Origin of the sequence: Rubrivirga aquatilis, from assembly GCF_046845665.1 — a bacterium.
In the GTDB taxonomy this organism is placed as follows: domain Bacteria; phylum Bacteroidota; class Rhodothermia; order Rhodothermales; family Rubricoccaceae; genus Rubrivirga.
The window spans coordinates 4104145-4128854 of sequence record NZ_CP177355.1 but is presented as its reverse complement, the minus strand read 5'-3'; the positions used below and the strand labels follow the sequence as shown (position 1 = coordinate 4128854).

At 73.1% G+C, this 24710-nt stretch carries 27 protein-coding genes and 1 pseudogene; 5 read left to right on the top strand and 23 right to left on the bottom strand.

Annotation, left to right across the window (positions count from 1 at the left end):
* Positions 1-71: 71 nt before the first annotated feature.
* The 4 genes and pseudogenes from ACLII4_RS18175 to ACLII4_RS18160 form a co-directional block, all read right to left on the bottom strand.
* Positions 72-374, bottom strand: coding sequence for a DUF4249 family protein (locus tag ACLII4_RS18175; protein WP_412068818.1), 303 nt, complete (start codon positions 372-374; stop codon positions 72-74).
* Entirely contained in the window at positions 289-1611 is a 1323-nt protein-coding gene (locus tag ACLII4_RS18170; protein ID WP_412068817.1) for a TonB-dependent receptor plug domain-containing protein, read from the bottom strand. The genes ACLII4_RS18175 and ACLII4_RS18170 overlap by 86 nt, the downstream gene beginning before the upstream one ends.
* 266 nt (positions 1612-1877) lie before the next feature.
* Positions 1878-2033 (bottom strand): annotated as a pseudogene (locus tag ACLII4_RS18165) (carboxypeptidase-like regulatory domain-containing protein); the annotation flags it as partial.
* A gap of 402 nt (positions 2034-2435) precedes the next feature.
* Entirely contained in the window at positions 2436-2936 is a 501-nt protein-coding gene (locus tag ACLII4_RS18160; RefSeq protein WP_412068816.1) for a hypothetical protein, read from the bottom strand.
* 142 nt (positions 2937-3078) lie between these two features.
* Here ACLII4_RS18160 and ACLII4_RS18155 point away from each other — a divergent pair, with 142 nt between their 5' ends.
* The gene (locus tag ACLII4_RS18155) at positions 3079-3894 is read left to right on the top strand and encodes an NAD-dependent protein deacetylase (RefSeq protein ID WP_412068815.1); all 816 of its coding nucleotides are present in this window, start codon (positions 3079-3081) and stop codon (positions 3892-3894) included.
* Positions 3895-3924: 30 nt separating this feature from the next.
* Here ACLII4_RS18155 and ACLII4_RS18150 read toward each other — a convergent pair whose 3' ends face one another.
* The 6 genes from ACLII4_RS18150 to ACLII4_RS18125 all read right to left on the bottom strand — a co-directional run bounded on the left by ACLII4_RS18150 (position 3925) and on the right by ACLII4_RS18125 (position 9254).
* The gene (locus ACLII4_RS18150; RefSeq protein WP_412068814.1) at positions 3925-4998 is read right to left on the bottom strand and encodes an ATP-binding protein; all 1074 of its coding nucleotides are present in this window, start codon (positions 4996-4998) and stop codon (positions 3925-3927) included.
* Positions 4986-5810: an alpha/beta fold hydrolase gene (locus ACLII4_RS18145; RefSeq protein WP_412068813.1), complete on the bottom strand. Its 825-nt coding sequence runs from the start codon at positions 5808-5810 to the stop codon at positions 4986-4988. The genes ACLII4_RS18150 and ACLII4_RS18145 overlap by 13 nt, the downstream gene beginning before the upstream one ends.
* The gene (locus tag ACLII4_RS18140; protein ID WP_412068812.1) at positions 5807-6175 is read right to left on the bottom strand and encodes a response regulator; all 369 of its coding nucleotides are present in this window, start codon (positions 6173-6175) and stop codon (positions 5807-5809) included. Before ACLII4_RS18140 ends, ACLII4_RS18145 begins: the two co-directional genes overlap by 4 nt.
* A gap of 31 nt (positions 6176-6206) precedes the next feature.
* Positions 6207-7127 (bottom strand): aldo/keto reductase, encoded by a 921-nt coding sequence (locus tag ACLII4_RS18135; protein WP_412068811.1) that lies wholly within the window; start codon positions 7125-7127, stop codon positions 6207-6209.
* Positions 7124-7570 (bottom strand): hypothetical protein, encoded by a 447-nt coding sequence (locus tag ACLII4_RS18130; protein ID WP_412068810.1) that lies wholly within the window; start codon positions 7568-7570, stop codon positions 7124-7126. Before ACLII4_RS18130 ends, ACLII4_RS18135 begins: the two co-directional genes overlap by 4 nt.
* Before the next feature lie 115 nt (positions 7571-7685).
* Entirely contained in the window at positions 7686-9254 is a 1569-nt protein-coding gene (locus ACLII4_RS18125) for an HAD-IG family 5'-nucleotidase (RefSeq protein WP_412068809.1), read from the bottom strand.
* 328 nt (positions 9255-9582) lie between these two features.
* Between ACLII4_RS18125 and ACLII4_RS18120 the strand changes: the two genes are divergently transcribed.
* Positions 9583-10590 (top strand): DUF4097 family beta strand repeat-containing protein, encoded by a 1008-nt coding sequence (locus ACLII4_RS18120; protein WP_412068808.1) that lies wholly within the window; start codon positions 9583-9585, stop codon positions 10588-10590.
* A gap of 296 nt (positions 10591-10886) precedes the next feature.
* On the opposite strand, the gene ACLII4_RS18115 is transcribed toward ACLII4_RS18120, so the two are convergent.
* Both ACLII4_RS18115 and proS read right to left on the bottom strand, forming a co-directional pair.
* Entirely contained in the window at positions 10887-11558 is a 672-nt protein-coding gene (locus ACLII4_RS18115) for a hypothetical protein (RefSeq protein ID WP_412068807.1), read from the bottom strand.
* Between the two features lie 32 nt (positions 11559-11590).
* Positions 11591-13075, bottom strand: coding sequence for a proline--tRNA ligase (gene proS / locus ACLII4_RS18110; RefSeq protein WP_412068806.1), 1485 nt, complete (start codon positions 13073-13075; stop codon positions 11591-11593).
* Between the two features lie 199 nt (positions 13076-13274).
* Between proS and ACLII4_RS18105 the strand changes: the two genes are divergently transcribed.
* Complete coding sequence (locus tag ACLII4_RS18105; RefSeq protein ID WP_412068805.1) at positions 13275-14804, top strand: hypothetical protein; 1530 nt, start codon at positions 13275-13277, stop codon at positions 14802-14804.
* 107 nt (positions 14805-14911) lie between these two features.
* Here ACLII4_RS18105 and ACLII4_RS18100 read toward each other — a convergent pair whose 3' ends face one another.
* The 3 genes from ACLII4_RS18100 to queF all read right to left on the bottom strand — a co-directional run bounded on the left by ACLII4_RS18100 (position 14912) and on the right by queF (position 18331).
* Positions 14912-16510: a hypothetical protein gene (locus ACLII4_RS18100; protein WP_412068804.1), complete on the bottom strand. Its 1599-nt coding sequence runs from the start codon at positions 16508-16510 to the stop codon at positions 14912-14914.
* An 89-nt stretch (positions 16511-16599) separates the two neighbouring features.
* Positions 16600-17664, bottom strand: a complete 1065-nt coding sequence (gene mltG, locus ACLII4_RS18095; protein ID WP_412068803.1) for an endolytic transglycosylase MltG — start codon at positions 17662-17664, stop codon at positions 16600-16602.
* 133 nt (positions 17665-17797) lie between these two features.
* On the bottom strand, positions 17798-18331 hold the full coding sequence (gene queF, locus ACLII4_RS18090) for a preQ(1) synthase (RefSeq protein ID WP_412068802.1): 534 nt from the start codon (positions 18329-18331) through the stop codon (positions 17798-17800).
* Between the two features lie 180 nt (positions 18332-18511).
* Between queF and queC the strand changes: the two genes are divergently transcribed.
* The gene (gene queC, locus ACLII4_RS18085) at positions 18512-19234 is read left to right on the top strand and encodes a 7-cyano-7-deazaguanine synthase QueC (protein ID WP_412068801.1); all 723 of its coding nucleotides are present in this window, start codon (positions 18512-18514) and stop codon (positions 19232-19234) included.
* Here queC and ACLII4_RS18080 read toward each other — a convergent pair.
* Genes ACLII4_RS18080 through ACLII4_RS18070 form a run of 3 tightly spaced genes read right to left on the bottom strand, consistent with a single transcriptional unit; the run spans position 19231 to position 21323 of the window.
* The gene (locus tag ACLII4_RS18080) at positions 19231-20664 is read right to left on the bottom strand and encodes an NAD(P)H-binding protein (RefSeq protein WP_412068800.1); all 1434 of its coding nucleotides are present in this window, start codon (positions 20662-20664) and stop codon (positions 19231-19233) included. The two genes, queC and ACLII4_RS18080, sit on opposite strands and share 4 nt — an antisense overlap.
* Before the next feature lie 24 nt (positions 20665-20688).
* Complete coding sequence (locus tag ACLII4_RS18075) at positions 20689-21099, bottom strand: hypothetical protein (protein WP_412068799.1); 411 nt, start codon at positions 21097-21099, stop codon at positions 20689-20691.
* Entirely contained in the window at positions 21096-21323 is a 228-nt protein-coding gene (locus tag ACLII4_RS18070; RefSeq protein ID WP_412068798.1) for a hypothetical protein, read from the bottom strand. The genes ACLII4_RS18075 and ACLII4_RS18070 overlap by 4 nt, the downstream gene beginning before the upstream one ends.
* Before the next feature lie 125 nt (positions 21324-21448).
* On the opposite strand from ACLII4_RS18070, the gene ACLII4_RS18065 reads away from it, so the two are divergent.
* Positions 21449-22198 (top strand): 7-carboxy-7-deazaguanine synthase QueE, encoded by a 750-nt coding sequence (locus ACLII4_RS18065; protein ID WP_412068797.1) that lies wholly within the window; start codon positions 21449-21451, stop codon positions 22196-22198.
* Here ACLII4_RS18065 and ACLII4_RS18060 read toward each other — a convergent pair whose 3' ends face one another.
* From ACLII4_RS18060 to ACLII4_RS18040, 5 genes are all read right to left on the bottom strand, one after another.
* Entirely contained in the window at positions 22199-22627 is a 429-nt protein-coding gene (locus ACLII4_RS18060) for a nuclear transport factor 2 family protein (RefSeq protein ID WP_412068796.1), read from the bottom strand.
* Between the two features lie 98 nt (positions 22628-22725).
* The gene (locus ACLII4_RS18055; RefSeq protein ID WP_412068795.1) at positions 22726-23550 is read right to left on the bottom strand and encodes a class I SAM-dependent methyltransferase; all 825 of its coding nucleotides are present in this window, start codon (positions 23548-23550) and stop codon (positions 22726-22728) included.
* A gap of 4 nt (positions 23551-23554) precedes the next feature.
* Positions 23555-24073 carry an OsmC family protein gene (locus ACLII4_RS18050; protein ID WP_412068794.1) on the bottom strand — a complete coding sequence of 173 codons (519 nt, stop codon included), beginning with the start codon at positions 24071-24073 and terminating at the stop codon, positions 23555-23557.
* A 175-nt stretch (positions 24074-24248) separates the two neighbouring features.
* Positions 24249-24380: a hypothetical protein gene (locus ACLII4_RS18045; protein ID WP_412068793.1), complete on the bottom strand. Its 132-nt coding sequence runs from the start codon at positions 24378-24380 to the stop codon at positions 24249-24251.
* Positions 24368-24631 carry a hypothetical protein gene (locus ACLII4_RS18040; protein ID WP_412068792.1) on the bottom strand — a complete coding sequence of 88 codons (264 nt, stop codon included), beginning with the start codon at positions 24629-24631 and terminating at the stop codon, positions 24368-24370. Before ACLII4_RS18040 ends, ACLII4_RS18045 begins: the two co-directional genes overlap by 13 nt.
* Positions 24632-24710 lie beyond the last annotated feature (79 nt).

Genomic DNA, 24710 nt, shown 5'->3' with positions numbered 1-24710 from the left:
GAGGACGGGTGTACGCCCCGCGCCGCCGTTTCGTGCCTGGGCCGGACCATTGTGTGGATCCGGCGCGACCCTTACGGCTCCCGGGCCTCGAAGGTGGCCTCCGCCAGCGTGACGGCGCCCACTATCCCGTACCCGCCCACGACGTTCGTCGGCAGGTTGACCGGCTCGGCGAAGGGGTTGTCGTCCCCGCCGGAGAAGTACGAGATCCGGTACGCGTCGTAGAGATCGGCGGAAAGCGCGGCGATCTGGATCCGCAGGCGGCCGTCCCGGTACCCCTCGGCGTAGCGGTCACTGGGCGAGAGGGTGAACGTCTTTGTGCGGCCGTCGAACGTGTCGTCGGGGAACGACGCGAACGAGATGCCGCTCCCGGCCACCTCGGTCGTAGCGGAAGGGGAACCGGTCGCCGCCGTTGAGCGCGTCGAACTGGCGGTCGGTCTTGGCGAGCGTGTAGCCCAGCCACGTCGTCAGCCGGTCGGTCCGGTGCTGCACGAACAGCTCGAGCCCGCGGCTCGTCCCGTCGCCGGTGACGACCAGCTCCTGCCAGTCGTCGAAGGGCGTGGTGAAGGCGGCGCCCTCGCGGTAGGCCACGAGCCCGCGCATGGCGCGCCAGTAGCCCTCCAGCGTCCACGTCGTGCGGCCGGAGCGGCTGGAGCCCGCCAGCCCGAGCGCCACCTGGGTGCCGCGCTGCGGGCCGATCGAGTCGGCCGGGACCCACAGGTCGGCGGGCAGGCCGATGCCGGCGCCGGTCGTCAGCAGGTGGATGGGCTGTTGGGTGATGGCCGCGCTCGCCTTGAGGGCCAGCCGGTCGCGGAGCTGGAACGCCGCCGACGCGCGGGGCTCAAGGGACGGGTACACGTAGTCGCCGGTCGCGTAGACGGCGCCGTGGAGCCCGAGCCCCAGCTGGAGCCGGTCGCCGACGCGCCACTCGTCCTCGGCGTAGGCCACGAGGTCGGCGCCCAGCGTCCGGCTGGCGCCCAGCAGCGTGTCGATGGCGAGGCCCTCGGAGGCGATCTCGCCGGTCAGTGACAGGGCCCCGGGCGTGAAGCGGTGCATCGTCGCGCCGCCGCCGACGCGGACCGTGTGCCCGGCGCCCGCTGCGAGGCCTAGGTCGAGGCGGGCGCCGAGGTCGAGGATGCCGGACGTGTAGCGGACGCGTGATGCGATAGGGTCCGGACCGCCGCGCCCCTCCTCGGCGTCCGCGCCGACGTCGAAGCGGTAGTCGCTGGCGGTGACGGTGAGCGCGGCGAAGGTGCGCGGCGATACCGTCCGGGTCCAACGGAAGGCGCCGGTCAGGTTGCCCCAGTCCAAGCCGCCGCCGTAGACGTCCTCCACCTCGGTCGGTGTGCAGCCTGCTTGGTCGCACTGCTGGTACGGGTCGACGGACTCGAACCCGAACACGTCGGCGCCGCCGTAGAGGCTCAGGTAGACGCGGTCGCGGTCGGTCGGCCGCCAGTTGACCTTGGCGTTGAGGTCGTAGAAATAGGCCCGGGGGTCGATGGTCTCGTCCCCATTCGACGCCGCCTCGCGGTTGGCCGCCGCGATGAACGGCCGGGCGAGCAGGTCGATGTAGGTCCGCCGTCCGGAGACCAGGAACGACGCCTTGTCGGGCACGATCGGCCCCTCGAACAGCAGCCGCGACGGACGTAGATCCCGGCCGTCCCCTCGGCCCCGCCGCGGACGCCCGGCAGCAGCTGGATTGCCTTGAGCACGTCGGCCTCGCCCAGGATCGCCGGGAGCCCCTGAACGTCGCGCCCGGACAGCGCCGTGTGGCCCATCTGGGGCGTCGCCTCGGGCCGGGCGCCCACGCCGTCGCCCTCTACCACGACCTCGCCGAGTGTGCCCTCGGCCGCGAGCGCCACGTCGAGCTGGACATCCGCGCGGGCGTCGACGACGGTGTCACGGGCGACGTAGCCGACGTACGACACGCGGAGCCGGACGGAGTCGGCGGGGAGCGGGAGGCTGAAGAACCCGTAGGCGTTCGTGGCCGCGCCCGCGCCAAGCGCCGGGGCGTAGACGCTGGCGCCGATCAGCACCTCGCCAGTCGCCGCGTCGGTGACGACCCCGCTGGCGACGCCCTGGGCGTGGACGGGCGCCGCCAGCAGGACGGCCAGAAGGACGAACAGGCGAACAGGCACAGGACGTCGGGGCAGACGGGGACCCTCCCCTGACCGTGCAGCGAACCTAGAGAGTCACCTCGTGGAAAGACATGCAGATTCGGATGACCAATACACCGTTGTTGTTTATCAAGGAGGCAGATGGATCCGGAAGGCGTCGGGAGCGCACGGTCCACTCGCTGCTGGTCAGCAATTCCCGCCCGTCTCTGGTTCCCGCCGTCGCCCACCCGCCGCGGGTCCACGCGCGGGGTCGTCCGAACGCAACGCGGGCCGGCCCCTCCGAGAGAGACCGGCCCGATATCGAGTCGTCGTTGATCGGGGCTACTGCCGGTTGAACCGGATCGTCAGCGTGCCGTCGACGCTCGTCAAGCCCTGATAGGCATCGCGGTCGAAGGCGTCGAGGTTGACGCCGCGGAGCTCGTAGGTGCCCGTCAGCGTGGACGGCGTCGAGCCCGAGTAGTCAAGCGCGAAGTCGGACGGGAGCAGGAGGTCCTCGAGGTCGTCGCGGTCCTCGCCACTGATGGCCGTGAAGGTGGCTCGCGTGTCGTTGGCGCGGACGTTCAGGTTGATGCGGCGCGTGTCGCCGGCCAGGAACGGGACCGTAAAGAGGGCCTCGTCGTCGTCGCCGAACACCTGGAGCGTCGTGCCGCTGGTGTTGAGCTTGCTGGCGATGTTGGCGTCGGCGACGGAGGCCGCGGACGGGTTGAACGTCAAGACGGCGAGCCGGTAGGTGCCGCTGATGTTGACGAGGGCTTCGGGGCTGCTGGAGTCGCAGCCGACCAGGAGGAGGAGGGCCGCGAGGGCGGAGAGGCGAAGGCGCATGGGAAGGGCGGAGGTGGAGAAGGGAAGGCGGCGGTCATACGCACCGTCGCTCCGGTTAGTGCCCCGAGGCCCGATCTGTGCGGATCGTTCGACGTGTCGGCCAGCCTGGGCACGCCGCACGTCCGGCCTGCGTTGGCGGGCCATGATCGATGCGCTCACCGACCTCCTGCGCCACCGCCGGATCGCCGTGCTGGCGGGCGCCGGGATCTCGACCGAGTCCGGCATCCCCGACTACCGGGGCCCGCAGACGCGGCACGTCGAGCGCCGGCCGGTCCAGTACGACGACTTCGTCCGCGACGCCGCCGCGCGCCAGCGCTACTGGGCCCGCGCCAGCCGGGGCTGGGGCCGCGTCGCCGACGCCCGGCCGAACGCCGGCCACCGGGCGCTGGCGCGGCTCGAAGCCGCCGGGCTCGTCGAGGGCGTGGTCACGCAGAACGTGGACGGGCTGCACCAGGCGGCCGGCTCTCACGCCGTCGTCGAGCTGCACGGGACGCTCGGCGCGGTCGTGTGCCTAGGCTGCGGCGGGCGGCTCGCCCGCCAAACGGTGCAGGCGCAGGTCGAGGCGCGCAACCCGGGCTGGATGACGGCTCCGGTCCCCGCCGGCCGGCTGGCGCCCGACGGCGACGCCGAGGTGGCCGTCGCCGGGTTCGACCCGCCCGCGTGCCCGGCCTGCGACGGCATCCTCAAGCCGGACGTGGTGTTCTTCGGCGAGAGCGTGCCCAAGCCGCGGGTGGCGCTGGCGGCGGGGATGGTCTCACAAGCGGACGCGCTGCTCGTCGTGGGATCGAGCCTGGCCGTGTACAGCGGCTACCGCTTCGTGCGGCAGGCGGAGACCGAGGGCACGCCGGTCGCGATCGTGACGCTGGGGGAGACGCGGGCCCACCGCCACGCGACCGTCGTCGTCGACGCGCCGCTCGGCGAGGCGCTGCCCGCGCTGGCGGACGCGCTCGGGGCGTAGCACTCGGGACCCGCGTGGGTTCGGGACGGGTCAGGTCTCGGTGCCGGCTTCGGCGGGCAGGGCGACGGCGAACGTGGCCCCCTCGCCGACCACGCTCTCGACCGTCAGCGTACCCCCCATAGCGAGGGCCAGCTCGCGGCAGATGGCGAGGCCCAGGCCGGCCCCTTCCGCCCGGCTGTCGCCCTGGAAGAACGGCACGAACACGGCGTCGAGGCGGTCCGCCGCGACGCCCGGCCCGGTGTCGCTGACCCAGACGCGGACGCCGTTGCGGTCGCTAGCCCACTGCACGGTAGCGGCCTGGCCCGCCCCGGCGAACTTGACGGCGTTGCCCAACAGGTTGACCAGAATCTGGCGGAGCCGGTCGCGGTCGGCCCAGGCGCGGACGCCGTCGGGCCCCTCGGCCGAGACGGCGACGCCGGCTGCCTCCGCTTGGGACTCGACGAGCGCCAGGGCCGCCCTCGCCTCCGCGCCCACATCGACGGAGGAAGGGCGGACATCGATCCGGCCGTTCTCGAGCCGGGAGAACTCGAGGACGTCGGTCACGAGACGGAGCACGTAGCGGCCCGCCTCCGCGATGCGGTCGAGCTCATCGGCCTGGTCGCCGGCGACCGGCCCGTGGGCCCCCTGCCGCATCAGGTCGGCCGCGAACGTGATGGCGCTGAGCGGGGAGCGGATGTCGTGCGAGAGCATGGCGAGGAGCCGGGCCCGGGACTCGCTCGCGGTCTCGGCCGCCCGCCGGGCTTCGAGCAACTCGTCCTCGAACTGCGACCGCTGGTCGATGGGCATCGCGGCGAGCACGGTGACCGGTCCGCGCGGGCCGTCGCGGTGGACGGCGTTGACCAAAACCGGGACGTCGATGCCGTCGGGCCCGCGGAGCGTGAGGTGCACCTCGCGGAGCCGGCCGCGGAGCCGCAGGAGGGGGGCGAGGTGGGTCTCGTAGTAGAGCCGGTCCTGGGGCGAGAGGACCGTGTGGAACGGGGTCCCGTGGAGCGCGGCCGGCTCGAGGCCGAGCGCCGTCGCGAAGGCCTGGTTCGCATCGACGATCCGGCCGTCCTCGCGGACCAACGCGACCCCACACGGGACCACGTCGGTCAGCCCGTCCACGTCACGCGCTCGGCGTCGAGGTAGCCGAGCATGGCCGCAGCCATCTCCTCGGGGTGGCTAAGGTGCGGGCAGTGGCCGGTCGCGCGGAGCTGGTGGAACGTGCTCTGCGGGAGGTGATCCCGGAGGTACACGCCGACGGTCTCTGGAGCGATGGCGTCGGCGCTGCACTGGAGGATGAGCGAGGGGACGGTGACCTCGGGGAGGTCGGCCCGGTTGTCCGAGAGGAACGTGACCTCGGCAAACGCCCGGGCGATGGCGGGGTCGGTCTCGCAGAACCGGTCCTGGAGCTCGCCGGCGAGTTCGGGGCGCTCGGGGTTCTGCATGATGACCGGGGCCATGGCCTCGGCCCAGCCCCCGTAGTTCTTCTCCATCGTGTCGAGGAGCCCGTCGATGTCCTCGCGCTCGAACCCGCCGATGTAGTCGCCGTCGTTGAGGTAGCGCGGCGAGGGCCCGACCAGGATGAGCCGCCGGAATCGGTGGGGCTCGCGGATGGAGGCGAGCACCCCGATCATGGCGCTAACGGAGTGGCCCACGAAGACGACGTCCTCGAGGTCGAGGGCCTGGCAGATGGCGAGGACGTCGTCGGCGTAGCCGGCCAGGGAGCCGTGACGGACTGGGTCGTAGGCGGCGGGGGTGGCCCGGCCGGCCCCGGGGAAGTCGAACAGGACGACGCGGTGGTCGGCCTCGAACGTGGGGGTAACGGCCCGCCACATGGTCTGATCGCAGCCGAACCCATGGGCGAAGAGGAAGGTCGGGCCTCCCTTTCCCCGGTCGGTCACGTGGAAGCGCGTGCGGACGTCGTCGGAGGTCATGACGGGCGGTGGGCGTGGATGGTGGCGAGCAGGGACTCGATGTCTCCTTTCTCAACGTAGGCCGCGGCCCCGGCGTCGAGGGCGCGGGCGGCGACCTCAGCGCTAGGGCGGGCCGAGAGCACCAGGCTGACGGTCTGGGGCTGGCGCTCGGCGAGGGCGCGGACGATGTCGAGCCCCGACCCGTCGGGGAGACTCAGATCGACAAGGACGATGTCCGTGTCCGGGGGGATGCGGGCGAGCGTCTCGGCCACCGACGCCGCCGTCCCGCAGACGGTGAGGCCGGGCTCCCGGTCGAGGAGTTGGGTGAGGGTCGCCAGCAGCCACGAGTGGTCTTCGACGAGGAAGAGGCGGGCGGGGGGGGGCATCGCCCCAAGATACCCATCAGGGGCGCCCTGACTAAGGGACGCGGTGGCCCCTCGCGGCCTCGTACAGCCGATACCACGCCTCGCGTGGGAGCGCGACATCGGTGGACCCGCACGCCTCGGCGATGCGCCCGGGGTTCGTGGACCCGAACACGGGCTGGACGCCGTGCGGCAGCCGGAGCACGAAGGCCAACACCACTTGGAGCGGTGTCGCGCCCAGGTCGTGGGCCACGGCGCGGACGGCGTCGGCCACCTCGGCGTGCTCGCGGGCGACGTCGCCGCGGGAGAAGGCGCCGCCGGCCGTGGGCGCCCAGGCCTGAATCGTCGCGCCGCGCGCGGCGCTGCCGTCGAGGAGGTCGGCCCCGGGCACGGACCGGTCGGTGTTGATCTCGACGCCGGCCTCGACCGGGGCGACGTGCCCCAGGCTCAGCTGGACCTGATTCGCGACGAGCGGTTGGTCGATGGCCGCCGCCAGCCGGTCGAGCTGGGCGACCGAGAAGTTGCTGACGCCGAACGCGCCGACCTTCCCGGACGCAGCGAGGTCGTCGAACGCGCGGGCGACCTCGTCGGGCTCCAAGAGCGGGTCGGGGCGGTGAAGCAAGAGCACCTCGACGTGGTCCGTGCCGAGGCGGTGCAAGCTGCCCTCGACGGCCGCCGTGATGTGGTCGTAGCTCAGGTCGTAGCGCTTGGGGCCATGCGCGTCGGCGAAGCGGATCCCGCACTTGGTCTGGAGCACCACGCGCTCGCGCAGGCCGGGGCGGTCGGCCAGGATCTCGCCGAAGAGCTGCTCCGAGCGGCCGCCGCTGTAGATGTCGGCGTGGTCGAACAGGGTGACGCCGCCATCGAGCGCGGCGTCGACGGCCGCCTCGGCCGCCGGGCGGTCGAGCCCGCCCAGCGTCATGCAGCCATACGCGAGGCGCGAGGTGGAGAGGGCGCCGAGCGGAATCGTGGTCATGCGGATGCAGTCGGAGGGATCACCGGGCCGCCCATCCGGGCCTCGTCGCCGCGTGCGACGTGGACGAGCCCCTCGGGCACGATCTCGCCGGTCGCGAAGCCCATCGCTTCGTTGCCGCCCCACGGCCGGCCGCGCTCGAACGCCGGGTCGCCCGCGTTGAGGAGGGCCACGCCGCGTCGGCGGAGGTCGTCGCTGGCGGGGCGCCCGAACGTGTCGTCGAGCACGAGCCCCCAGATCGCCAGCGCCGTCTCGTCGAACGTCACGCCCTTGGCCTGGCACAACCCGTCGACGACGCCCATCAGGTAGCCGAGGACAAAGGGCCGGGCCCAACCGTCGGGCAGGCCGGTGAGGCCCTGGGCCTCTGCGCGGGCCCGCTGCTCGCGGACGAGGCGGAGCGCGTCGCCCAGGACGTGGCGTTGGGGTTTGGAAAGCTTCTTGGCCATCAGTGGTCAGAGGGTCAGAGGGTCAGAGGGTCAGAGGGTCAGCGGGCGGGAGGCAGGGCGCGAAGAGCCAGTCAGCGCCTCGGGCTGGCTGGGGGGCGGGCCAGCTCGTGGGCACTCACTCCTGACTCCTCGTTCCCGAGGCCTCGTGCCCCTCCCCGAAGTCCTCCACGCCGAGGTCGTGGGCGGCGGCTTCCAAGCCTCGGTCTTGGGGCGTGGCCAGGTCGTGGGGGAGCGAGCCGCGCGGGCTGCGGAGGTAGACGAAGGGCGTGTAGTGGAGGAAGTTCGAGACGCGGGCCGTGTAGACGTCGGCCGAGGCCTCGATCTGGCGGGCGAGGTGGCTCTTGTCGTTGCCGGCCCACATCAGCGGCCCCCAGCGCGGGTTGACGAGCTGCGACGACTCGGCCGCGAGCGGGCCAATCGCGGCGTCGAGGACGACCAGGCGCTCGCGGGCTCCCGCCATCCGGGCGTCGAGCCAGTCGAGGGAGCGGTCGGTCTGGGGGCCGTAGCCCTCGGCGTTGCGCTGGCGCTCCAGGCGGAGCGCCGAGAAGTAGGCCTCGAGCCGCTCCTTCTCGGCCATCATCGCCGTGAGCCGGGCCTGCTGGCCGCGCCACGCGTCGAACGCGGCGATCTCATCTTCGAGCGGCCGGAGCACGAGGGCGGTCCGCCAGCGGAGCACGCTCTTGGAGGCCTTGACGTCGGCGTAGACGTGGTCGCCGACGTACAAGATCTCCGACCCGCGGAGGCCGAGGCTGGCCTCGACGAGCCCGGCGTTCCCGCCGACGTAGGCGCGGCCTTCCTCCAGCAGCCCGTTCACCGTTCGTAGCTCCGCGCGCCCATTCTCGTCCTCGCCGACGACCTCGAAGGCGGGGGCCTGCTGGTCGAAGAAGGCCGGCTTGCGGGCGCCGACGATGGCGAGGTCGAACAGGTCCCGCCACGTCATGTCGCCGGGCAGGTGCGGGTCGAAGGCATACGCCAGCAGGGGCGCGGCGTAGGTCCACTCCGAGTTGGTGATGAGCAGCACCTTCTTGCCCGCCAGCTTCTGATCGAGGAGGGCGAGGGGCACCTCGGGGTCGACGTCGACGAAGCGGGCGGGGTCGGCCAGGATCTCGGCCTTGAGGAGCCCTTCGAGGTGGGCGGCGTCGAGGGCGTGGCGGACGGCGGCGTAGAGGTCGTCGTAGCCGATCCGCTCGGGGAGCTCGCCCGCATCGAGCTTGTCGACGAGCTGGAGGTAGATGCTGGCCTCGCTAATCGAGAACAGGGTGTTCATGAACCGCCAGCGGCGGTCGTGGAGGTCCACGAGGGTGCGGCGGTAGGCCCGGCGCTGCTCGTCGAAGGGGAGGGGCCGGGTGCCGTGGAAGGCGCGCTTGACGTAGCCGAAGCGGTTGGCCTTGACGACGTTGCCGCGCTCGGTGTCGACGACGAGCCCCTGGACGACCAAGTCGGGGTCGAAGACCAAGTCGTCGACCGGCCAGCCCTGCTTCTCGAGCCCGTTCTTGATGTAGGCGTGGGCCCGCTCCTCCCACAAGGCGACGTGGTAGTGGACGAGCGTGTAGTCCATGTCGTACCCGACCGCCGCGATCTTGCGGAGGTTGAGGGTGCGGTTGCAGAACAGGCCGCGGGGGTGGGCGAAGGCGTCGGGGACGCCGTGCGCGCCGTGCGTGCCGGCGCCGATGGTGGCTTCCATGGGGTCTCTTGGATTCGTCCGTGAACGCGCCACCGGCCGGGGCGCGTTCCCCCGCGCGCTCGGTGTTCACGGGCCGGTCACGCCCGTCGGGCACGCCGGATCGGCGACCTCGGCGGTCGGGGAATGCGGAAACGGCACACCGTCCGGGGCGGACAGGTGGGGAGCGGGGGCTCGGCGATAGGTCCGAGGACGGCGGCGACGGGTCGGGGAGGGCGGAGGGGGCTCGGTGGCAGGTCGTCGGCCTGGTCGTGCGGTTTTTTTAGCACGCGCCTGTACCTTTTCTTCGCGGCGTCCGTCTTGAGGGCGTCCTTCCTCCCCGCCCCTCGCCATGTCTCGCACTCGCAAGCCCCTCCAGCGCGCCCTCCTGGCCCTTCTCGGCGCGCTCCTCTTTGTCGTCGGCGTCCGCGCCCTGGCCTCGAACACCGAGGTCCGCGTCGAACGCCTCCACGACGGCGCCGCCCACGCGGTCACCATCGACCTCGTCTCGACGGCCGCTGTCTCGAAAGATGTCCTGTTCGACGAGTCGTTCGACGTCCGCTCGGGCGGGCAGCTCCTGGTGGATCTCGGCAGCGAGAACGTTACCGTCGAGACTGTCTCCGGGACGCGCGCGCGCGTGGTCGTTGAGGGCCGAGGCCGCGACGCCGCCGCCGAGTTCGAGCGCCGCCGGTTCAGCGCACGCGTCCGCAGCGGCGACCTGACCGTCCGCACGGACCCGCCGCGCCGCCGGTGGTCGATGAACCGGCGGGACGCCAGCTTCCAGGTCACCATCGAGATCCCGCGCCGCTACTCGGCGCTGGTCGATCTCGGCTCGGGCAACGTGCAGGTGGCCTCCATCGAAGGCGACCTGACGGTCGACGTGGGCAGCGGCAACGTGGACGTGGCCGACGTGACCGGCCGCCGGGTCGTGCTCGACACGGGCTCGGGCAACGTCCGCGCCCGGTCCCTCCGTGGCGAGGTCCGCATCGACACGGGCTCCGGCAACGTGGAGGTCGACCGCGTGGAGGGATCGCTCTGGGTCGACACCGGCTCCGGCAGCGTGTCCGTGGGCTCGGTCGACGGCCCCGCGGAGGTCAACACGGGCTCGGGTAGCGTCGAGCTGACGCTGCGCTCGGCGACGACGGCGACGGTCGACACCGGCAGCGGCTCCATCACCGTCCGCGTCCCGCGCGGCGCCGGCTTCGACCTCGACGCCGAGGGCGGCTCGCTCCGCATCGACGACGGCCTCGACTTTTCGGGCACCCGCGACCGCGACGAGGCCCGAGGCCGGATCGGCCGCGGTGGCCCCGACCTCCGGCTGAGCGCGGGCAGCGGCACCGTCCGCCTCGTTCGGGTCTAGCGCAGACTGACGGCATCCGCGCCGTCCTGGCGGCCTTCTCTGGAGTGTGTCCCAGAGGGGGCCGCCATTTTTGTGCGGACGGGTCCTGCCTCGGCGCCAGAGTGGGCGCACGGGCGACGTGAGTGGCACGTGCGTCCCCCAAGGATGGGAGGGATCTCAGCACGGCCGCCCAGTCCTTCCTGCCGTCAGTCGTGAATCGAACGCTACGCCGCTGGCGCTCGGGGTGACGTGTTCTGGGAGGAGGTGGGCGCTCCCAGGGTCGCGCCGGTTGGCGAGGTGATGGCTCTGCTCTAGGGTTATCCGACCAAATCGAGCCAGTGATAGACGATCCACCACAACTCGACCTGGGGCACCAGCAAGCCGAACGCGGCGCCCGCCAGCACCTGCCCGCGCGTGTGGGCGCCGACGCGGACGCGCGCCCACATCAGCAGCGGCACCAGCACCACCAGCGGCCCGACGGTCGCCAGGGTTAGCGCGGCCTCGAGGTCGGCGGGGAACTCGCGCCAGACGGTGAGCGCGGTAAACAGCAGCACGCCCACGAAGCCCGCCAAGCTCGACATGTGGAGCGAGATCTTCCAGCGCGTGTTGATGAGCAGGAGCGCCGCCGTGTTGATCGGGAAGAGCGCCGCGAACGCGACGATGATCGGGAACGCGGGGCCCTTAACGGTCCACGCCAGGAGCAGCGCGCCGATGGCGTACGAGACGATGCCCACCAGGAGGGGCCCGAGGCGGGCCGAGCGGTCGCGGACCTCCAGGCTCTCGGCGCGGCCCGCGCGGATCATCCCGATGACGTAGAACAGGGGGACGAGGCAGAAGAAGACGAGCGACACGCCCAACGTCCACAGCACCTCGACGGGCCCGGCCCCGAAGTGCGCGTCGATGAGCGCGAAGGCGATCGGCGGGAAGATGAGCGGGTTGAGGACGTACGAGACCGCGTTCGCGAGCCGGTACCCCCGGTCGCGATCCACCGCGGTCTGCGCCGTGTCGCCGCCGACCACCGCTAGTACGACCGCGCGTAGACGACCAAGCCTGCTGACGGCGCCCCGCTGACCGGGTCCGTCCCGGGCTCGTCGGTGTCGACGCCGGGGAACTGACCCGGGAACGGCACGCAGCGAATCGTCGCCTTGGTCTCGTCCTTGACGCGGGCCTCCGTCTCGGCCGTCCCGTCCCAGTGCATGAGCACGAACCCGCCGGTCTCGACCTGGGCCTTGAAGGCGTCGTAGTCGTCGGCGACGAACGTGTTGGCGGTGCGGTGCGCGAGGGCGCGCTCAAACAGCCCGGTCTGGACGGCGTCGAGCGCGGCGCGGACCGTGTCGACGATGCCGTCGCGGCCGACGGTCTCCTTGTCCCCGCCATCGCGGCGGGCGACCTCGACCGTCCCGTTCTCGGCGTCGCGCGGGCCGATCGCCAGCCGGACGGGCACGCCCTCGACCTCGTACTGGGCAAACTTCCAGCCTGGCCGGTACTGGTCGCGGTCGTCGAGCACGACGCGGATGCCGGCGGCCGTGAGCGCGTCGCGCATCCCGGTCGCCGCGTCCATCACGGCCGTGTTGTCCTTGTTTTTGCGCGTGATGGGCACGATCGCGACCTGGACGGGCGCGAGCCGGGGCGGCATCACGACGCCGTCGTCGTCGCCGTGCGTCATGATGAGCGCGCCGATAAGGCGGGTGGAGACGCCCCACGAGGTCGCCCAGACGTACTCCTGTTCATTCGCCTCGTTCTGGAACGTGCACTCGAACGCCTTGGCGAAGTTCTGCCCCAGGAAGTGGGACGTCCCCGCCTGGAGCGCCTTGCCGTCCTGCATCAGCGCCTCAATGCAGTACGTGTCGACGGCGCCGGGGAACCGCTCCGATGCCGTCTTGACGCCCTTGATGACGGGCATCGCCATCCACTCCTCGGCGAACCGGGCGTAGACGTCGAGCATCGTCGTCGTCTCCTCGACGGCCTCGGCCTCCGTCGCGTGCGCCGTGTGGCCCTCCTGCCACAGGAACTCGGCGGTCCGCAGGAAGAGCCGCGTCCGCATCTCCCAGCGGACGACGTTCGCCCACTGGTTGAGCTTGAGCGGGAGGTCGCGCCAGCTTTGGATCCAGCGGCTGTACGTGTCCCAGATGATGGTCTCGGACGTGGGCCGGACGATCAGCGGCTCGTCGAGCTCGGCGTCGGGATCGACCACCAAGTCGCCGTCGACTTCCTTGAGGCGGTAGTGCGTCACCACGGCGCACTCCTTGGCGAACCCCTCGACGTGCTGGGCCTCCTTGGCCAGGAAGCTCTTGGGGATGAAGAGGGGGAAGTACGCGTTGCGGTGGCCGGTCGCCTTGAACATCCCGTCGAGGCCGGCCCGCATGTTCTCCCACAGCTCGTAGCCGTTGGGGGGGAGGACCATCGATCCTCTCACGGGCGAGGTCTCGGCCATCTTGGCGGCCCGGATCACGTCCTGGTACCACTGGTTGTAGTCGTCGGCGCGGGGAGTGATAGACTCGGCCATGGGGCGGGGCACGGATGCGACGAGCGCCGACGTACCTTGAATGCGAAAGGTGTACGGACCATGTGTGCAGGTCTGGGCGTTACCCCTCGCCCTGCGCGCGCGGCTCCCTTGTTACGGGCCGGCGAATATACCCGGGCTCACGATCCGGCCGGCCCGACTCCGCCCCTCTTCGCGCGGCCTCCGCACCGACGTCCCTGCCATGCGCCTGCTCACACACTCCCGCCCGCTCGCCCTGCTGGTGCTCGCCGCCCTCGTGGGCTGCTCCTCCTCTCGCCCCGATGACGGGTGGGCCCAGGAGTCCGTCCCTGCCCGGGCCCCCGTCTCCCAGGCCGACACCGCCGGCCCGGCCCGCGTCGGGCTCGCGGCCACGATGCAGATCCCGGACAACCCCTACGGCGACAGCGCCGACATCGCGCTCCCGGACCCCGCCGACATCGAGTCCGGTGCCGTCCCGCTCGGCGACGGCGCCGACGACGTGACCGTCGGGCGCTACTACTACGGCGAGGAGGGGACGACCTACTACGACGGCGCCGAGGAGGTCCGCTACTACGACGACGTGGCTGACGACCTCGGCGACTACGGCCAGGGCGCCGACGACGACGTCTACTACGGCGGCTACTACGCGGACTACTACCGCTACCAGGACCCGGCCTACTACCCGTCGCCGTACACCTACTACCGCCCGTACACCACGTACCGCCCCTACGTCCGCTTTGGCTGGTACCCGACGTGGCACCACCGCCGCTCGTGGCACCGGCCGTACTACGCGGGCTATCACGGCTACTACGATCCGTACGCCTACGGCTACTACGACCCCTACTACGGCTGGTACGACCCGTACTACGGCGGCGGCGGGCTCTACGTCTCCGTCGGCTGGGGCCACGGGTGGGGCGGCTACGGCCACGGTTATAGCCACGGGTACTCGGACGGCTACTACGACGGCCGGTACTACGCCGGCTCGGGTTACTACGGGCCGGGCTACTACGGCCGCCCCCGCAGCGACGGTTACTACAACAGCCGAGGCGACGACGACGGGCGCCGCAGCCGTGTCCGCGGCCTGCCCGGCACACGGACCTCGCCGATCGCAGAGTCGAGCCCGGACCCGTCACGCCAGCCGGCCCGCCGTGGGCTCGCGCCCGCCCGCCTGCCGCAGCCCTCGACCGACACCGGCATCACGCGCTCGACCGGCCGCCGCCCCGCCATCGCCGACGACGGCCGTCCGGTCCGCAACCCGGGCACCACGACCCCCGGCGCCCGGCCGACGCGAGCGGGCCAGACCTCGCCCATCGCCGCCCCGACGCGCACGCAGCGCCCGGCGCCAACGCGGGCCGAGCCGACGCGCACCCAGCGCCCCGCTCCCACCCGCGCTGCGCCCTCGCGCACGGAGCGCCCGGCCCCGACCCGCACCGAGCGCTCAGCCCCGACCCGGACGGAGCGCCCCACTCGCCGGACCGAGCGCCCCACTCGCCGGACCGAGCGGGACAACGCGCCGCCGCCACGCACGGAGCGCCCGGCCCCACGCACCGAGCGTCCCGCCCCGGCCCCGCGCCGCGAGTCGCGTCCGGCGCCAGCGCCTCGACGTGAGTCTCGCCCCGCACCGGCGCCGCAGCGTGAGTCGCGCCCGGCCCGCTCACGCCGTGACAACGGCGACAACGCTCGCCCGGCCCGGTCGCGCAGCGACTCCGGCTCGCGCTCGCGGTCCGGCCGCCGCGGCGGCAACAACGAGTAGCGGGCGACTCCGACCCGCAGGCCTCGCGGCCTCTGCCCTCGCTGGCGGAGGCTGCGTTTGTTTGGAGAGCCCGGCGCGTCGGCTCGACCGGCCGGCGCGCGCGGGGCTTACGCCGCCTTCGCGACGGCGGGCACGGGCACGGGGGGCGCCAGCGGGGCGGGTGGCGCTGGGCGGCGCTGCGGCCAGCGGACCGTCGCCTCCGCCAGCAGCGCCGACACGGCGAGCAGGCCGATCACGACGGCGACCGCGCGCGGGAGCGACGCGAAGGCCCACACCTGCAGTACCAGCGTCCCGATGCCGAGAGGGATCGAGGCCACGAGCGGCCCGAACCGGGCGGCGGCGTTGAACCGGTCGCTCGACCGCGAGAACGGCGGCGAGCGGTGCGCCAGCGCCATCAGCCTCGAAAAGAGGGCCACCAGTGCGAACCACAGCGCGGCCGTCAGCACGGCGTCGGCGGCGGGCATGGCGAACGTGAGCAACACGGCGATGCCGACGTGGAGGGGAAAGAGCACGCGCCACGCCAGCGCCGTCTGCGCCCCCACCTGCACGACAGCCGTGCGCGCACCGGGCAGCGTCCCGAAGACCCAGGCCGCGTCGGCGTGGTCGGAGGTCTGGAGCGTCTGCACGAGTGTCTGGACGCAGAAGGTGAGCACGACCAGGATCGACAGGTGGAGCTGGGTCTCGGGGTGCTGCAGGGTCAGGAGCGCGCCCGCGAGCGCGCCGTCGCTGGCGTAGCCGGCGACGCTGCCGAGCCCACCGCTGACGAGCCCGAACACGACGAACCCGGCCGGGAGGAGGGCCGCCGGCCACAGCCGGCCCCGCACCAGCCGGTCGTCGGCGAAGGCGGCCGTGGCGAACCCGTACGCGGCGCGGAGCGGGCCGCGGCGGACGGCGAGCCGCTCGGGGGCGGTCATCTGGCGGCCGATCCGGGACTGGCGCCCCTCGCGCTGCGCCCCGTCAGCGAGCTTGCGCAAGAGCCGGAAGTAGCGGTGGGGAAAGACCGCGCCGAAGGCGACCCCGAACGTGAACAGCGACGCCGCAAGGAGCGCCAGCCCGACGGTCGGCCGCCCGCCCAAGGTGTCGGCAATCCACGCGCCCGGCCACCACGACGCGCCGAGCGAGTCTGGCGACGAGCCGATAAGCTGGAAGCCGAGCACGAGCCCGGCGATCAGGGCCGTCCGGCCGATCGACAACGTGACGCGGAGCGCGCGGCGGGGGAGCGCCAGCGTCAGGCCCCACAGCACGGCGAGCGCGAGGAGCGCTGTCCACACGGTCGCCCCGGCCGTGGCGACAGCCACCAGCACGCCCGACCCGGGCCCGTGCGCGATCGCCACCCTCACGCCGACGGGTACGGCTACGCCTGCTGCCATCAGCCCCATGTAGACGCCCACGCCGAGCAGTCGGGCGGTGTAGTGGGAGCGCTCGGTCGCGGGCAGCGTCGCCAGCCAGGCGTTGTCGCGCGGGCGCCCCATCAGCTCGTCGTACGACCCGACCACTCCGAAGGCGGCGAGCACGATCCCGAAGCTCGCGGACACGAACAGGGCGTTGGCTGGCGGCGCGCTGCCGAGCGACAGCGCCAGCACGACGCCCGAGAAGCCGTACGCCAGGGCCGTCGTCGCCAGCCGGCCCGCTCCGCGCCGGCCCGAGCGGGCATGGCGGAGGTCGGCCCGGAGTTGGGCGGAAGCGAGCGTGAGGGCCGGGCGCATGGGGACTGGTATCGGCGGGTCGGCGTCGAGGTTCAGGGGCGGGGCCCTGCCCGATGCCCGGCCGGCTAGGTCGGCGTCCCCGCGTTCGGCTACGGCGCGGCCTCGGCGGCCTCACGGGCGTCGCGGATGCGGACCTGCTCGCTGAGCCACCGGCTCCAGCGCGCGGCCTTCGCGTTGTGCTCCGCGAGCGTCCGGCTAAAGTCGTGGCCGCCCGAGCCGTCGGCGACGAAGTACAAGAAGTCGTTCTCCTCGTTGTTCAAGACCGCGTCGATGGTCCCGTCGGAGGGGTTCGTGATCGGGCCGGGCGGCAGGCCGTCGATGAGGTAGGTGTTGTAGGCGCTTGGGAAGCGGTAGTCGCTGAAGAGCAGGCGGCGCATGCGGGGCTCGCCGCCCTCCTCCATGAGTGCGAACTGGACCGTGGGGTCGGCCTGCAAGCGCATCGTCCCCGACGAGGTGCGTCCGAGCAGGCGGTTGAGGTAGAGCCCGGCGATGCGGCGGCGCTCCTCGGGCTTGCGGGCCTCCCACTCGACGAGCGAGGCGACCGTCACGACCTCGTCGGGCGTCAGCCCCAGCTCGGCGGCCTGAGCGCGGCGCGCGTCGGTCCAGAACCGTTCGTAGCGCTGGTGGATGCGGCGGAGCGCGGTCTCGGCGTCGTCGGTCCAGTACATGTCGAACGTCTCGGCCAGCATCTGGCCGTGGAGGTGGGCCACGTCGGTCCCGAGCGAATCGGCAAAGGCGGGGTCGCGCAACAGGCGGGCGACCTCGGTCGAGTCGGTGCCGAGCTGGTTGCGGAGCACGAGGGCGGTCCGCTCGGGCCGCGAGCCCGGCGGGATCGTGATGCGGATCGGGTCCTGGAGCCCCTTGCGAATCTTGTCGAGCACGGCCCAGTTGCTCATCCTCGGGGCGATGTAGTAGTGGCCGGTCTTGACCTGGTCGTCCCAGCCGGTGAGCCGGCCGAAGAGTGACATCGAGGCGCGGTTGCCGAGGGCGTCGGCGGCCTCGAGCGAGTCGAGCGCGGCCTCGAAGCCGGTCCCGGCGGGGAGGCGCACGCTGTGCCGCTCGGCCCCGCCGACATTCGGCGCGAACGCGAGCCAGTACGCGGCGCCGGCGGCGAAGACGCCGAGGACGACGAGGAGGGCGAGGGTCTTTTTCATCGGGGGGGACGAGAAGTGGGGCGATCGCAGCCTGATCGGGCGGGGCCTCCGGGGCGAAGGCCCTTCGCCTCACTCGATACGCGGTGGATGCAGAGGGCGCGGGAGACGACGGCCCGCAGCCGGCCGAGCAGTGCTACTGGGCGCCGTCGCCGCCAGCGGAGCCCGGGGCGTCGGGCTGCTCGCGGCTGTCGATGGCGCAGACGGTGTGGATGCCGCCGCGGACGGTGTAGTCGGTGGTGACGACGAGCCGGTGCGGGTCGTCGAGGTGGCGCATCAGGTCCTCGAAGAGGAGCGCCGTGATGTCCTCCTGGGCCGCGCCGATGTGGCGCCAGCTCATGAGGTAGTACTTCAGGCTCTTGAGCTCGAGGAGCCACGAGCCGGGGACGTACTCGATGCGGACCGTCCCGGAGTCGGGCAGGCCGGAGAACGGGCAGAGCGCGGTGAACTCGCCGGGCTCGGTCGTGTACGTCACGAGTTGGCGGGCGGCGTGCTCGTAGGGCATCCGGTGGATCTCCTGCTGGCGCGTGTCGGGCGGCAGGAAGAGCGCGACGCGGCCCTCGGGCTCGATGCCGAACTTGGCCATGTGCGCCAGCGACGCCCGCGTGTGGTCGAGCGCGCGCTGGTGGAAGTCGTCGAGGCGGTCGGCCGGGAGCGGCGTGTCGGCCATGGGGCAAGCGGGGGGACGGGGCAGGATAGCAACGGGCCCCGCCGGAGCCCCCGTGCGCGCCGGAGAAGAGGGAATGGGGAAATGTGGGAGGGGGGACGGGGAACGGGCAGATTCGACCCCGGACCCTCGCGGACGTGGGATGGGCAGAGGCATCTTCCCCGTGCCTCTTGCCCCACGCCCATGCCCGCTTCCGCCCTCGTTCTCTTCTCCGGCGGCCAGGACTCGACGACGTGCCTGTTCTGGGCGCTCGCCCACGACGCCTTCGACCGCGTCGAGGCCGTCGCCTTCCGCTACGGGCAGCGCCACGCCGTCGAGATCGCCCAGGCCCGCACGATTGCCGCCGCGGCCGGCGTCCCGCTGACCGTCCTCGACCTCTCGGGCCTGCTCTCGGGCTCGGCCCTCCTCGCGGATGAGGCCGCCGACACGTCCGCGGCGCACGCGCTCGCGCCCGACCTCCCCGCCAGCTTCGTCCCCGGCCGCAACGCGCTCTTCCTGACCGCCGCCGCCAGCCTCGGCTTCACGCGCGGCATCACCGACCTCGTCGGCGGGATGTGCGAGGCCGACTACTCCGGCTACCCCGACTGCCGCCTCGACTTCGTCGACTCCCAGGCGCGGACCCTTTCGCTGGCGCTCGACGCCGACGTGACGATCCACACGCCGCTGATGGCGCTGACGAAGGCCGAGACGTGGAAGCTGGCGGCCGACCTCGGGACGGTCGCGGGTCAGAACGTGCTGGCGACGGTCCGCGAGCACAGCCACACCGACTACCACGGCGACCGGACGCAGCGGCACGCGTGGGGTTACGGGACGCTCGACAACCCGGCCTCCGTCCTCCGCGCAAAGGGCTACGCCGAGGCCGTCGCCAACGGCTGGATCCCCGACGACGACGGCTCGGGCGCCTAGGCCTCGCCGCCCCGCGCCGCCAGCCGGTCGAGGTGGGCGCCGAAGCGGGCCATCACGAACAGGTGGGCGACCGCCTGCGTCAGCCGGTACAGCGCCCACGGCAGGCGCGGCGCGAAGTCGTGGATGGCCGCGAGCACCGACTCGCCGTCGAGCACCTCGCGGAACTCGAGGCGGGCCCGGCCCCGCCCGTCGGTCTCCGCCAGCAGCCCGCCGGTGATGACGAACGTCGCGAGGTCCGGCGCGCGGACGTCGCGGGCGTGCGTCAGCTCCAGGACGGGGCGGGGGAGGGGGCGGACCCAGAACCGGGCGACGGGCTCCGGGCCGGACTCGTCGACGCGGACGCGGATCAAGGGCCCGGCGAAGCCGTCGAGCCAGCGGAAGTACTCGGCCCCGGCCCATTCGGCGGTGCGCCCGGCGGGCAGGTCGAACCGCTGCACCGACCGGACCAGGCGGCTCGCCTTGATGCTCGCGTCGTCGGCGCGGCGGTGCGACTGGCGCGGATCGCTCCCGGCCCGGCCGTCCTCGGCGAGCGTCGCCGCGAGCGCGTCGCGGAACGGGACGGCGTGCGGCGCGATCGCCCGCTGGAGCCGGTTGTCGGACGCCACCATGTCGTGCCGCAGGCTGGCGACGAGCGGGCCCGCGAGCGCGCGCGGCGAGCCGGTGACCAAGCTGATCCACAGCGTCGACAGCTTGGGCGTGATGACGCCGATCCGCGACATCGAGCGCTCGACGCCCAGCACCTCGGCCGTCTGCGTCAGCATCTCGCGGTACGACATCACGTCGGGCCCGGCCACGTCGAAGGGGCCCTGAAACGCTTCGGGCGACCCGAGCACGAGCCGCACCGCGCGCACCACGTCTTGCAAGGCGATCGGCTGGGTCCGCGACTCGGTCCACGCCGGGAGCACCATCGCGGGCAGCCGGCGGACGAGGTTCACCAGGATCCGGAGCGACGACCCGCCGCGCCCGACGACGAGCCCGGTCCGCAGCGTCGTCACCGGGACGCCGTGCGCGCCGAGCGTCCGCTCGACCTCGTAGCGGCTTCGGAGGTGCCGCGACAGGTCGTCGGTGCCGGGCGGGAGCAGGCCACTCAGATACACGATCTGGCGGACGCCCGCCGCCGCCGCGGCGCGCGCGAAGTTGTCCGCCAGCAAGAGGTCGAGGTCGGCGAACGTCCCCTGCGTCAGCCGCGACGAGGGGAGCATCGAGTGGACGAGGTAGACCGCGAGGTCGGCGCCCGCCAGCCCGGCCGTCACGTCGGCGAGCGAGAACAGGTCGCAGTGGCGCCACTCGGTCGCGCCGTCACTGCGGGCCGCTCGCGCCGGCGACCGGGTCAGCCCGACGAGCGCGTAGTCGTCCGCGAGCGCTTGGCGCAGGGCGGTGCCGACGAACCCGGAGGCCCCAGCGATGGCGACGGTCGGGCGATCGGTCATTGAAAGGGCGCCCTGGCGCCAGCGCTACGAGCGGCCGCTGGCGACGCCGATGGCGAGCCCGGCCAGAAAGGCCAGCCCGACGCCCGCCCACACGGCCTCGGCCGGGGGACGGACCTCGAAGGCGCCGAGCCCGACCGCCGTGGCGATCCGCCCGGCCTGCGCCGAGGGCCCGGCCGCGAGCACGCTCCGCCCGCCCACCGTCACCTCGACGTCGACGCCGAGGGCGTCGAGCGTGTCGGTCACGGCGCGGACCAAGTGCCGGCCGGGCCGGTTCGCCTGGAACAGCTGCCACGCCGTCGACGGGGAGTCGACGGCGATCGTGACGCGCTCGCCCCGGCCGCGGATGGCGACCGGGTGGCCGTCGACGGTCAGGTCGAGGTCGGCGTCGACCAGGATCTGGCGGCGAGGCGCCCAGTCGGGGGGCGGGCCGCTCACTTCGCTGCGCCGCCGTGCTCGGGGTCGCGCGTGCGGATCCGGAGCGTGCCGTTCATCTTCCACTTGGCATGCGTCGCCTGCGGACCGGTGCCGCTGGGGACCTCAATGCCGAAGTCGTCGAACTCGTACTCGATCTCGGCGTTGCGGCCGGTGAGCTTGTCGTAGAGGCCGATGGCCAGCTCGGGCCAGGACTCGGTCTGCTGAGGGGTGCTGTCGGTTGCCATGGGGGGGCGTGGAGAGTGGAGGGCACCTATGGGGACCGGCCCTTCGCGGTTCGGGCGGGGCGAAGAATGAGGCCGTTCCCGACGGCGCCGTGCGGGTCCCCCTTTCTGCTCCGTTTCTTCGACCTATGGACGTGTCCCTCCCCCACGACGAGACCGAGGCCGGGCTGGCCGACCGGCTGGCGGCGTCGCCGGCGGGCGCGCGGCGCTACGCCGTCAAGGCGCTGTGGCGGACGGTCCAGGGCGAGGGCGCGCAGGCCGGGCGCCCGGCCGTGTTCGTCCGGCTGGCGGGGTGCAACCTGTGGAGCGGCTTCGAGGCGGACCGCGAGCGCGACGCGGCGCGCTCACAGGCGAACTGTCCTAACTGGTGCGACACCGACTTCACGCCCCCCGGCGCCGTCAAGCTCTCGGCCGCCGACCTCGCGAGCGCCGCCGCCCACGCGGGCGGGGCCGTCCGGTTCTGCGTGCTGACGGGCGGCGAGCCCCTCTTGCAGGCCGACGCCGAGCTGATCGCCGCGCTCCACGCCGAGGGCTTCGTCGTGGCCGTCGAGACGAACGGCACGCAGACGCTGGCGGACGCCTTCGGCGACGGGCCGCGCCCGGACTGGGTCGTGTGCAGCCCCAAGCTCGCCGAGGACCGCCTCCCGCTGGAAGTGTGCGACGAGCTCAAGCTGGTCGTCCCCGACTACCGGCCCGAGGCGTTCGGCGCGCTCGCGGCGCGCGTCCGCCAGCAGCCCGACGGTCGGCGCTACCTGTGGCTCCAGCCCGAGGACGGGCCCCGGCTGGCGGAAGCCACGCGCCTCGCGCTCGACCTGTGCTTCGAGGACCCCCGCTGGCGGGTGTCGGTCCAGACCCACAAGGCGCTCGGCGTGGACTGATCAGCGCGCGTGGGAGAGGTGCGAGGCGACGACGTGCCAGCGGCCGTCGAGCCACATCCAGGTGTCGGTGTAACGCATCCGCGTCTCGCCGCCCGCCCCGACGTAGACGCCGGTCAGGATGGCCGTGTCGCCGAGCACCCGGATCTGGCGGCCCTCGGTGTAGTGCGTCGGCCCCTCGGCGGCGGTCGGCGCGGGGGCCAGGCCGCCGATCACGTCGTCGCGCGTCTGGACGGTGCCATCGGGGAAGGTGATCGTGAAGCCGTCCGCGAGCGCATCCGCCATCGCCGCCCGGTCGTTCGTGTCGTAGGCGTCGAGCCAGGCGCGTTCGGCAGCGGCGAGGGCGGCCTCGGCGTCGGCGGGCGGCGTGGGCGCGGTCGCGGCGCAACCGGCAATCAAGAGGGCGAAGGCGAGGAGAGGGACCGGGGGCATGGCGGCGGGGCGGGGACGCTCGGAGACTACAACGCCCCGCCGGTTCCCCGGCGCGGCGCCCGAGGCGGTGGGTGCCGGGTCCGTCACGCGGACTGCCTCTACCCAGCCGGGCGGATGCCGCGGGCGACGACGAACTCGCCTGGGATGGCGTACCCGTCGCCGTCGCGGTACTCCGCGATCGACGCGAGGTACTCCTCGTGGGCCTCGGCCCGGGTCGGCTCGTCGAAGCGGGCGTAGGCCATCGCCACGGGTCCCCCGAGGAAGGCCGCGCCGCACGCGTCGTCGGCGGAGGTGTAGCGGAGGACGGTCGAGAGCCGCACCGCCTCCACGTCGGCGAACCCCGCCTCGGTGAACTCGCGCTCCAGGGCGCCCTCCCCGCCGAGCTGGAAGAACATCGGGCACACGTCGGAGCTTACGCGGTGGTCCACGATGGAGAAGAGCTCCGCCCAGCCGCAGCGGTCGCGGCGGCCCCAAACGGCGGCCACGGCGCGCCCCCCCGGGCGGAGCACGCGGTGCATTTCTCGCATCGCCCGGCGCGGGTCGGGCACGTACATCAGGCCGAGCGCGCAAAGGGCGACGTCGAACGCCTCGCCGGGGCCGGGGAGCGCTTCGGCGTCGGCCCGCAGGGCGGTCACGTGGGCCAGCCCCTCCCGCGCGGCCGCGGCCGTGGTGGCGGCGACCATGGCGTCCGACAGATCCGTGGCGACGACCTCGCCGGTGTCGCCCACGGCGCGGGCGGCGTCGAGGGTGACGAGACCGGTCCCGCAGGCGACATCGGCGACGCGCTGGCCCGGCCGGAGGGCCGCCCAGTCGAGGAGCTGCCGCTGCGCGACCGCCAGCGGCTCGCGCCAGTACGGCTCGTAGACGTGGGCGGCCTTGTCCCACCCGTAGCGTTGGACGCGGCGCTGGAGATCGGGGTGCATGGCGTCAGGGGGCGGCGGGGACGACGGCGGTGGTGCGGGTCAGGCGCTGGGCCCGCCCGAAGACGTCGCGGTAGGGGCTGTGCGCGTCGGCCTCGTCGAGGGCGCGGAGGACGTCGGCCTCGGGGGCGTCGCTGAACACCGTCACGGCGTAGCGGACGTCGAGGTAGCCGGGCGGGGCGTCGGACACGCCGAAGAGGGCCCCGTCGTCGAAGTCGGCCTCGACCTCGACCTCGATGCTCGTCAGCGGGAGGCCCGCCTTGGCGGCGTAGAGGACGTAGCCGATGGCGAGGCAGCTCCCGAGGGCGGCGCGACCGAAGACGCCCGGCGTCGGCCCCGCGGCGGTGCCCCCGACCTGTGGCGGCATGTCGGCCGTCAGCCGCCAGGGCCCCTCTTCGATCTCGCACCGCAGCCCGTCGGTGATGCGGACGGCCGTCGTCGCCGTGCCGTGTCCGAGCGATGGGCGTTTCTCGAGGGCGCGGGCGGTCCGCTCGAAGGTGGCTCCAATGCGCTGGGTGTCGATCATGCCACGGCGGGGTCGAGGTGCACAAAAGGGACGGGCGTCGCGAGGACGGACCCACCGGGGCTCGCGTGGCTGAGGATAGCGCGCCGCCGCTCCCCCGAGCCGGAGCGCAGAAACGAGGTACGCTCCCCGGGCCCCGGCGCGCGCCGGGGTTCCCGGGGCCCCGAGGCGGGCGCCCTCACTCGTGCGACGGCGGCTCGATGGGCGCCAGCGTCCCCGCCGCGAGCCCCGCCAGGTACTCCCGCAACGACACCTCCGGCAGACCCGACGGCACCTTCACCATCTCGATGCCATCCGTCACCGGGCGCACCGCGAGCACAGATTGCAGCCCACGCACGTGTCCTGGTTGATTCTGTACTCGTTGACGTACCCCGCGCCCGACCCGGCCACCATGCACTGCCCGCCGCTCATCATCACGGCCGCGCCCGCGGTCCCGTTGAGGACCGCCACGAACGCCGCCTCCGCCTTGCGGATCGACGGGTGGGCGCGGTCCTCACACGCGATGTCATACAGTCCGCAGTGGATGTCCTGGTGTCGATCTCGGCGAGCCTCTCGTAGCACAGGTCGAGGTCTGCCGGTCGCCGCCACGGGGGCGAGGGGCCTGTGCGTCGACGACCCGCGCTGTCGGGTCTCGGTCCAG

What these genes read in the sequence shown, in the direction of transcription:
- ACLII4_RS18160 (WP_412068816.1), bottom strand. Translation starts at nt 2,936, where the DNA reads ATGCGCCTTCGCCTCTCCGCCCTCGCGGCCCTCCTCCTCCTGGTCGGC.
- ACLII4_RS18155 (WP_412068815.1), top strand. Translation starts at nt 3,079, where the DNA reads ATGATCGATGCGCTCACCGACCTCCTGCGCCACCGCCGGATCGCCGTG.
- ACLII4_RS18145 (WP_412068813.1), bottom strand. Translation starts at nt 5,810, where the DNA reads ATGACCTCCGACGACGTCCGCACGCGCTTCCACGTGACCGACCGGGGA.
- ACLII4_RS18140 (WP_412068812.1), bottom strand. Translation starts at nt 6,175, where the DNA reads ATGCCCCCCCCCGCCCGCCTCTTCCTCGTCGAAGACCACTCGTGGCTG.
- ACLII4_RS18135 (WP_412068811.1), bottom strand. Translation starts at nt 7,127, where the DNA reads ATGACCACGATTCCGCTCGGCGCCCTCTCCACCTCGCGCCTCGCGTAT.
- ACLII4_RS18130 (WP_412068810.1), bottom strand. Translation starts at nt 7,570, where the DNA reads ATGGCCAAGAAGCTTTCCAAACCCCAACGCCACGTCCTGGGCGACGCG.
- ACLII4_RS18125 (WP_412068809.1), bottom strand. Translation starts at nt 9,254, where the DNA reads ATGGAAGCCACCATCGGCGCCGGCACGCACGGCGCGCACGGCGTCCCC.
- ACLII4_RS18120 (WP_412068808.1), top strand. Translation starts at nt 9,583, where the DNA reads ATGTCTCGCACTCGCAAGCCCCTCCAGCGCGCCCTCCTGGCCCTTCTC.
- proS (WP_412068806.1), bottom strand. Translation starts at nt 13,075, where the DNA reads ATGGCCGAGTCTATCACTCCCCGCGCCGACGACTACAACCAGTGGTAC.
- ACLII4_RS18105 (WP_412068805.1), top strand. Translation starts at nt 13,275, where the DNA reads ATGCGCCTGCTCACACACTCCCGCCCGCTCGCCCTGCTGGTGCTCGCC.
- ACLII4_RS18100 (WP_412068804.1), bottom strand. Translation starts at nt 16,510, where the DNA reads ATGCGCCCGGCCCTCACGCTCGCTTCCGCCCAACTCCGGGCCGACCTC.
- mltG (WP_412068803.1), bottom strand. Translation starts at nt 17,664, where the DNA reads ATGAAAAAGACCCTCGCCCTCCTCGTCGTCCTCGGCGTCTTCGCCGCC.
- queF (WP_412068802.1), bottom strand. Translation starts at nt 18,331, where the DNA reads ATGGCCGACACGCCGCTCCCGGCCGACCGCCTCGACGACTTCCACCAG.
- queC (WP_412068801.1), top strand. Translation starts at nt 18,512, where the DNA reads ATGCCCGCTTCCGCCCTCGTTCTCTTCTCCGGCGGCCAGGACTCGACG.
- ACLII4_RS18080 (WP_412068800.1), bottom strand. Translation starts at nt 20,664, where the DNA reads ATGACCGATCGCCCGACCGTCGCCATCGCTGGGGCCTCCGGGTTCGTC.
- ACLII4_RS18070 (WP_412068798.1), bottom strand. Translation starts at nt 21,323, where the DNA reads ATGGCAACCGACAGCACCCCTCAGCAGACCGAGTCCTGGCCCGAGCTG.
- ACLII4_RS18065 (WP_412068797.1), top strand. Translation starts at nt 21,449, where the DNA reads ATGGACGTGTCCCTCCCCCACGACGAGACCGAGGCCGGGCTGGCCGAC.
- ACLII4_RS18060 (WP_412068796.1), bottom strand. Translation starts at nt 22,627, where the DNA reads ATGCCCCCGGTCCCTCTCCTCGCCTTCGCCCTCTTGATTGCCGGTTGC.
- ACLII4_RS18055 (WP_412068795.1), bottom strand. Translation starts at nt 23,550, where the DNA reads ATGCACCCCGATCTCCAGCGCCGCGTCCAACGCTACGGGTGGGACAAG.
- ACLII4_RS18050 (WP_412068794.1), bottom strand. Translation starts at nt 24,073, where the DNA reads ATGATCGACACCCAGCGCATTGGAGCCACCTTCGAGCGGACCGCCCGC.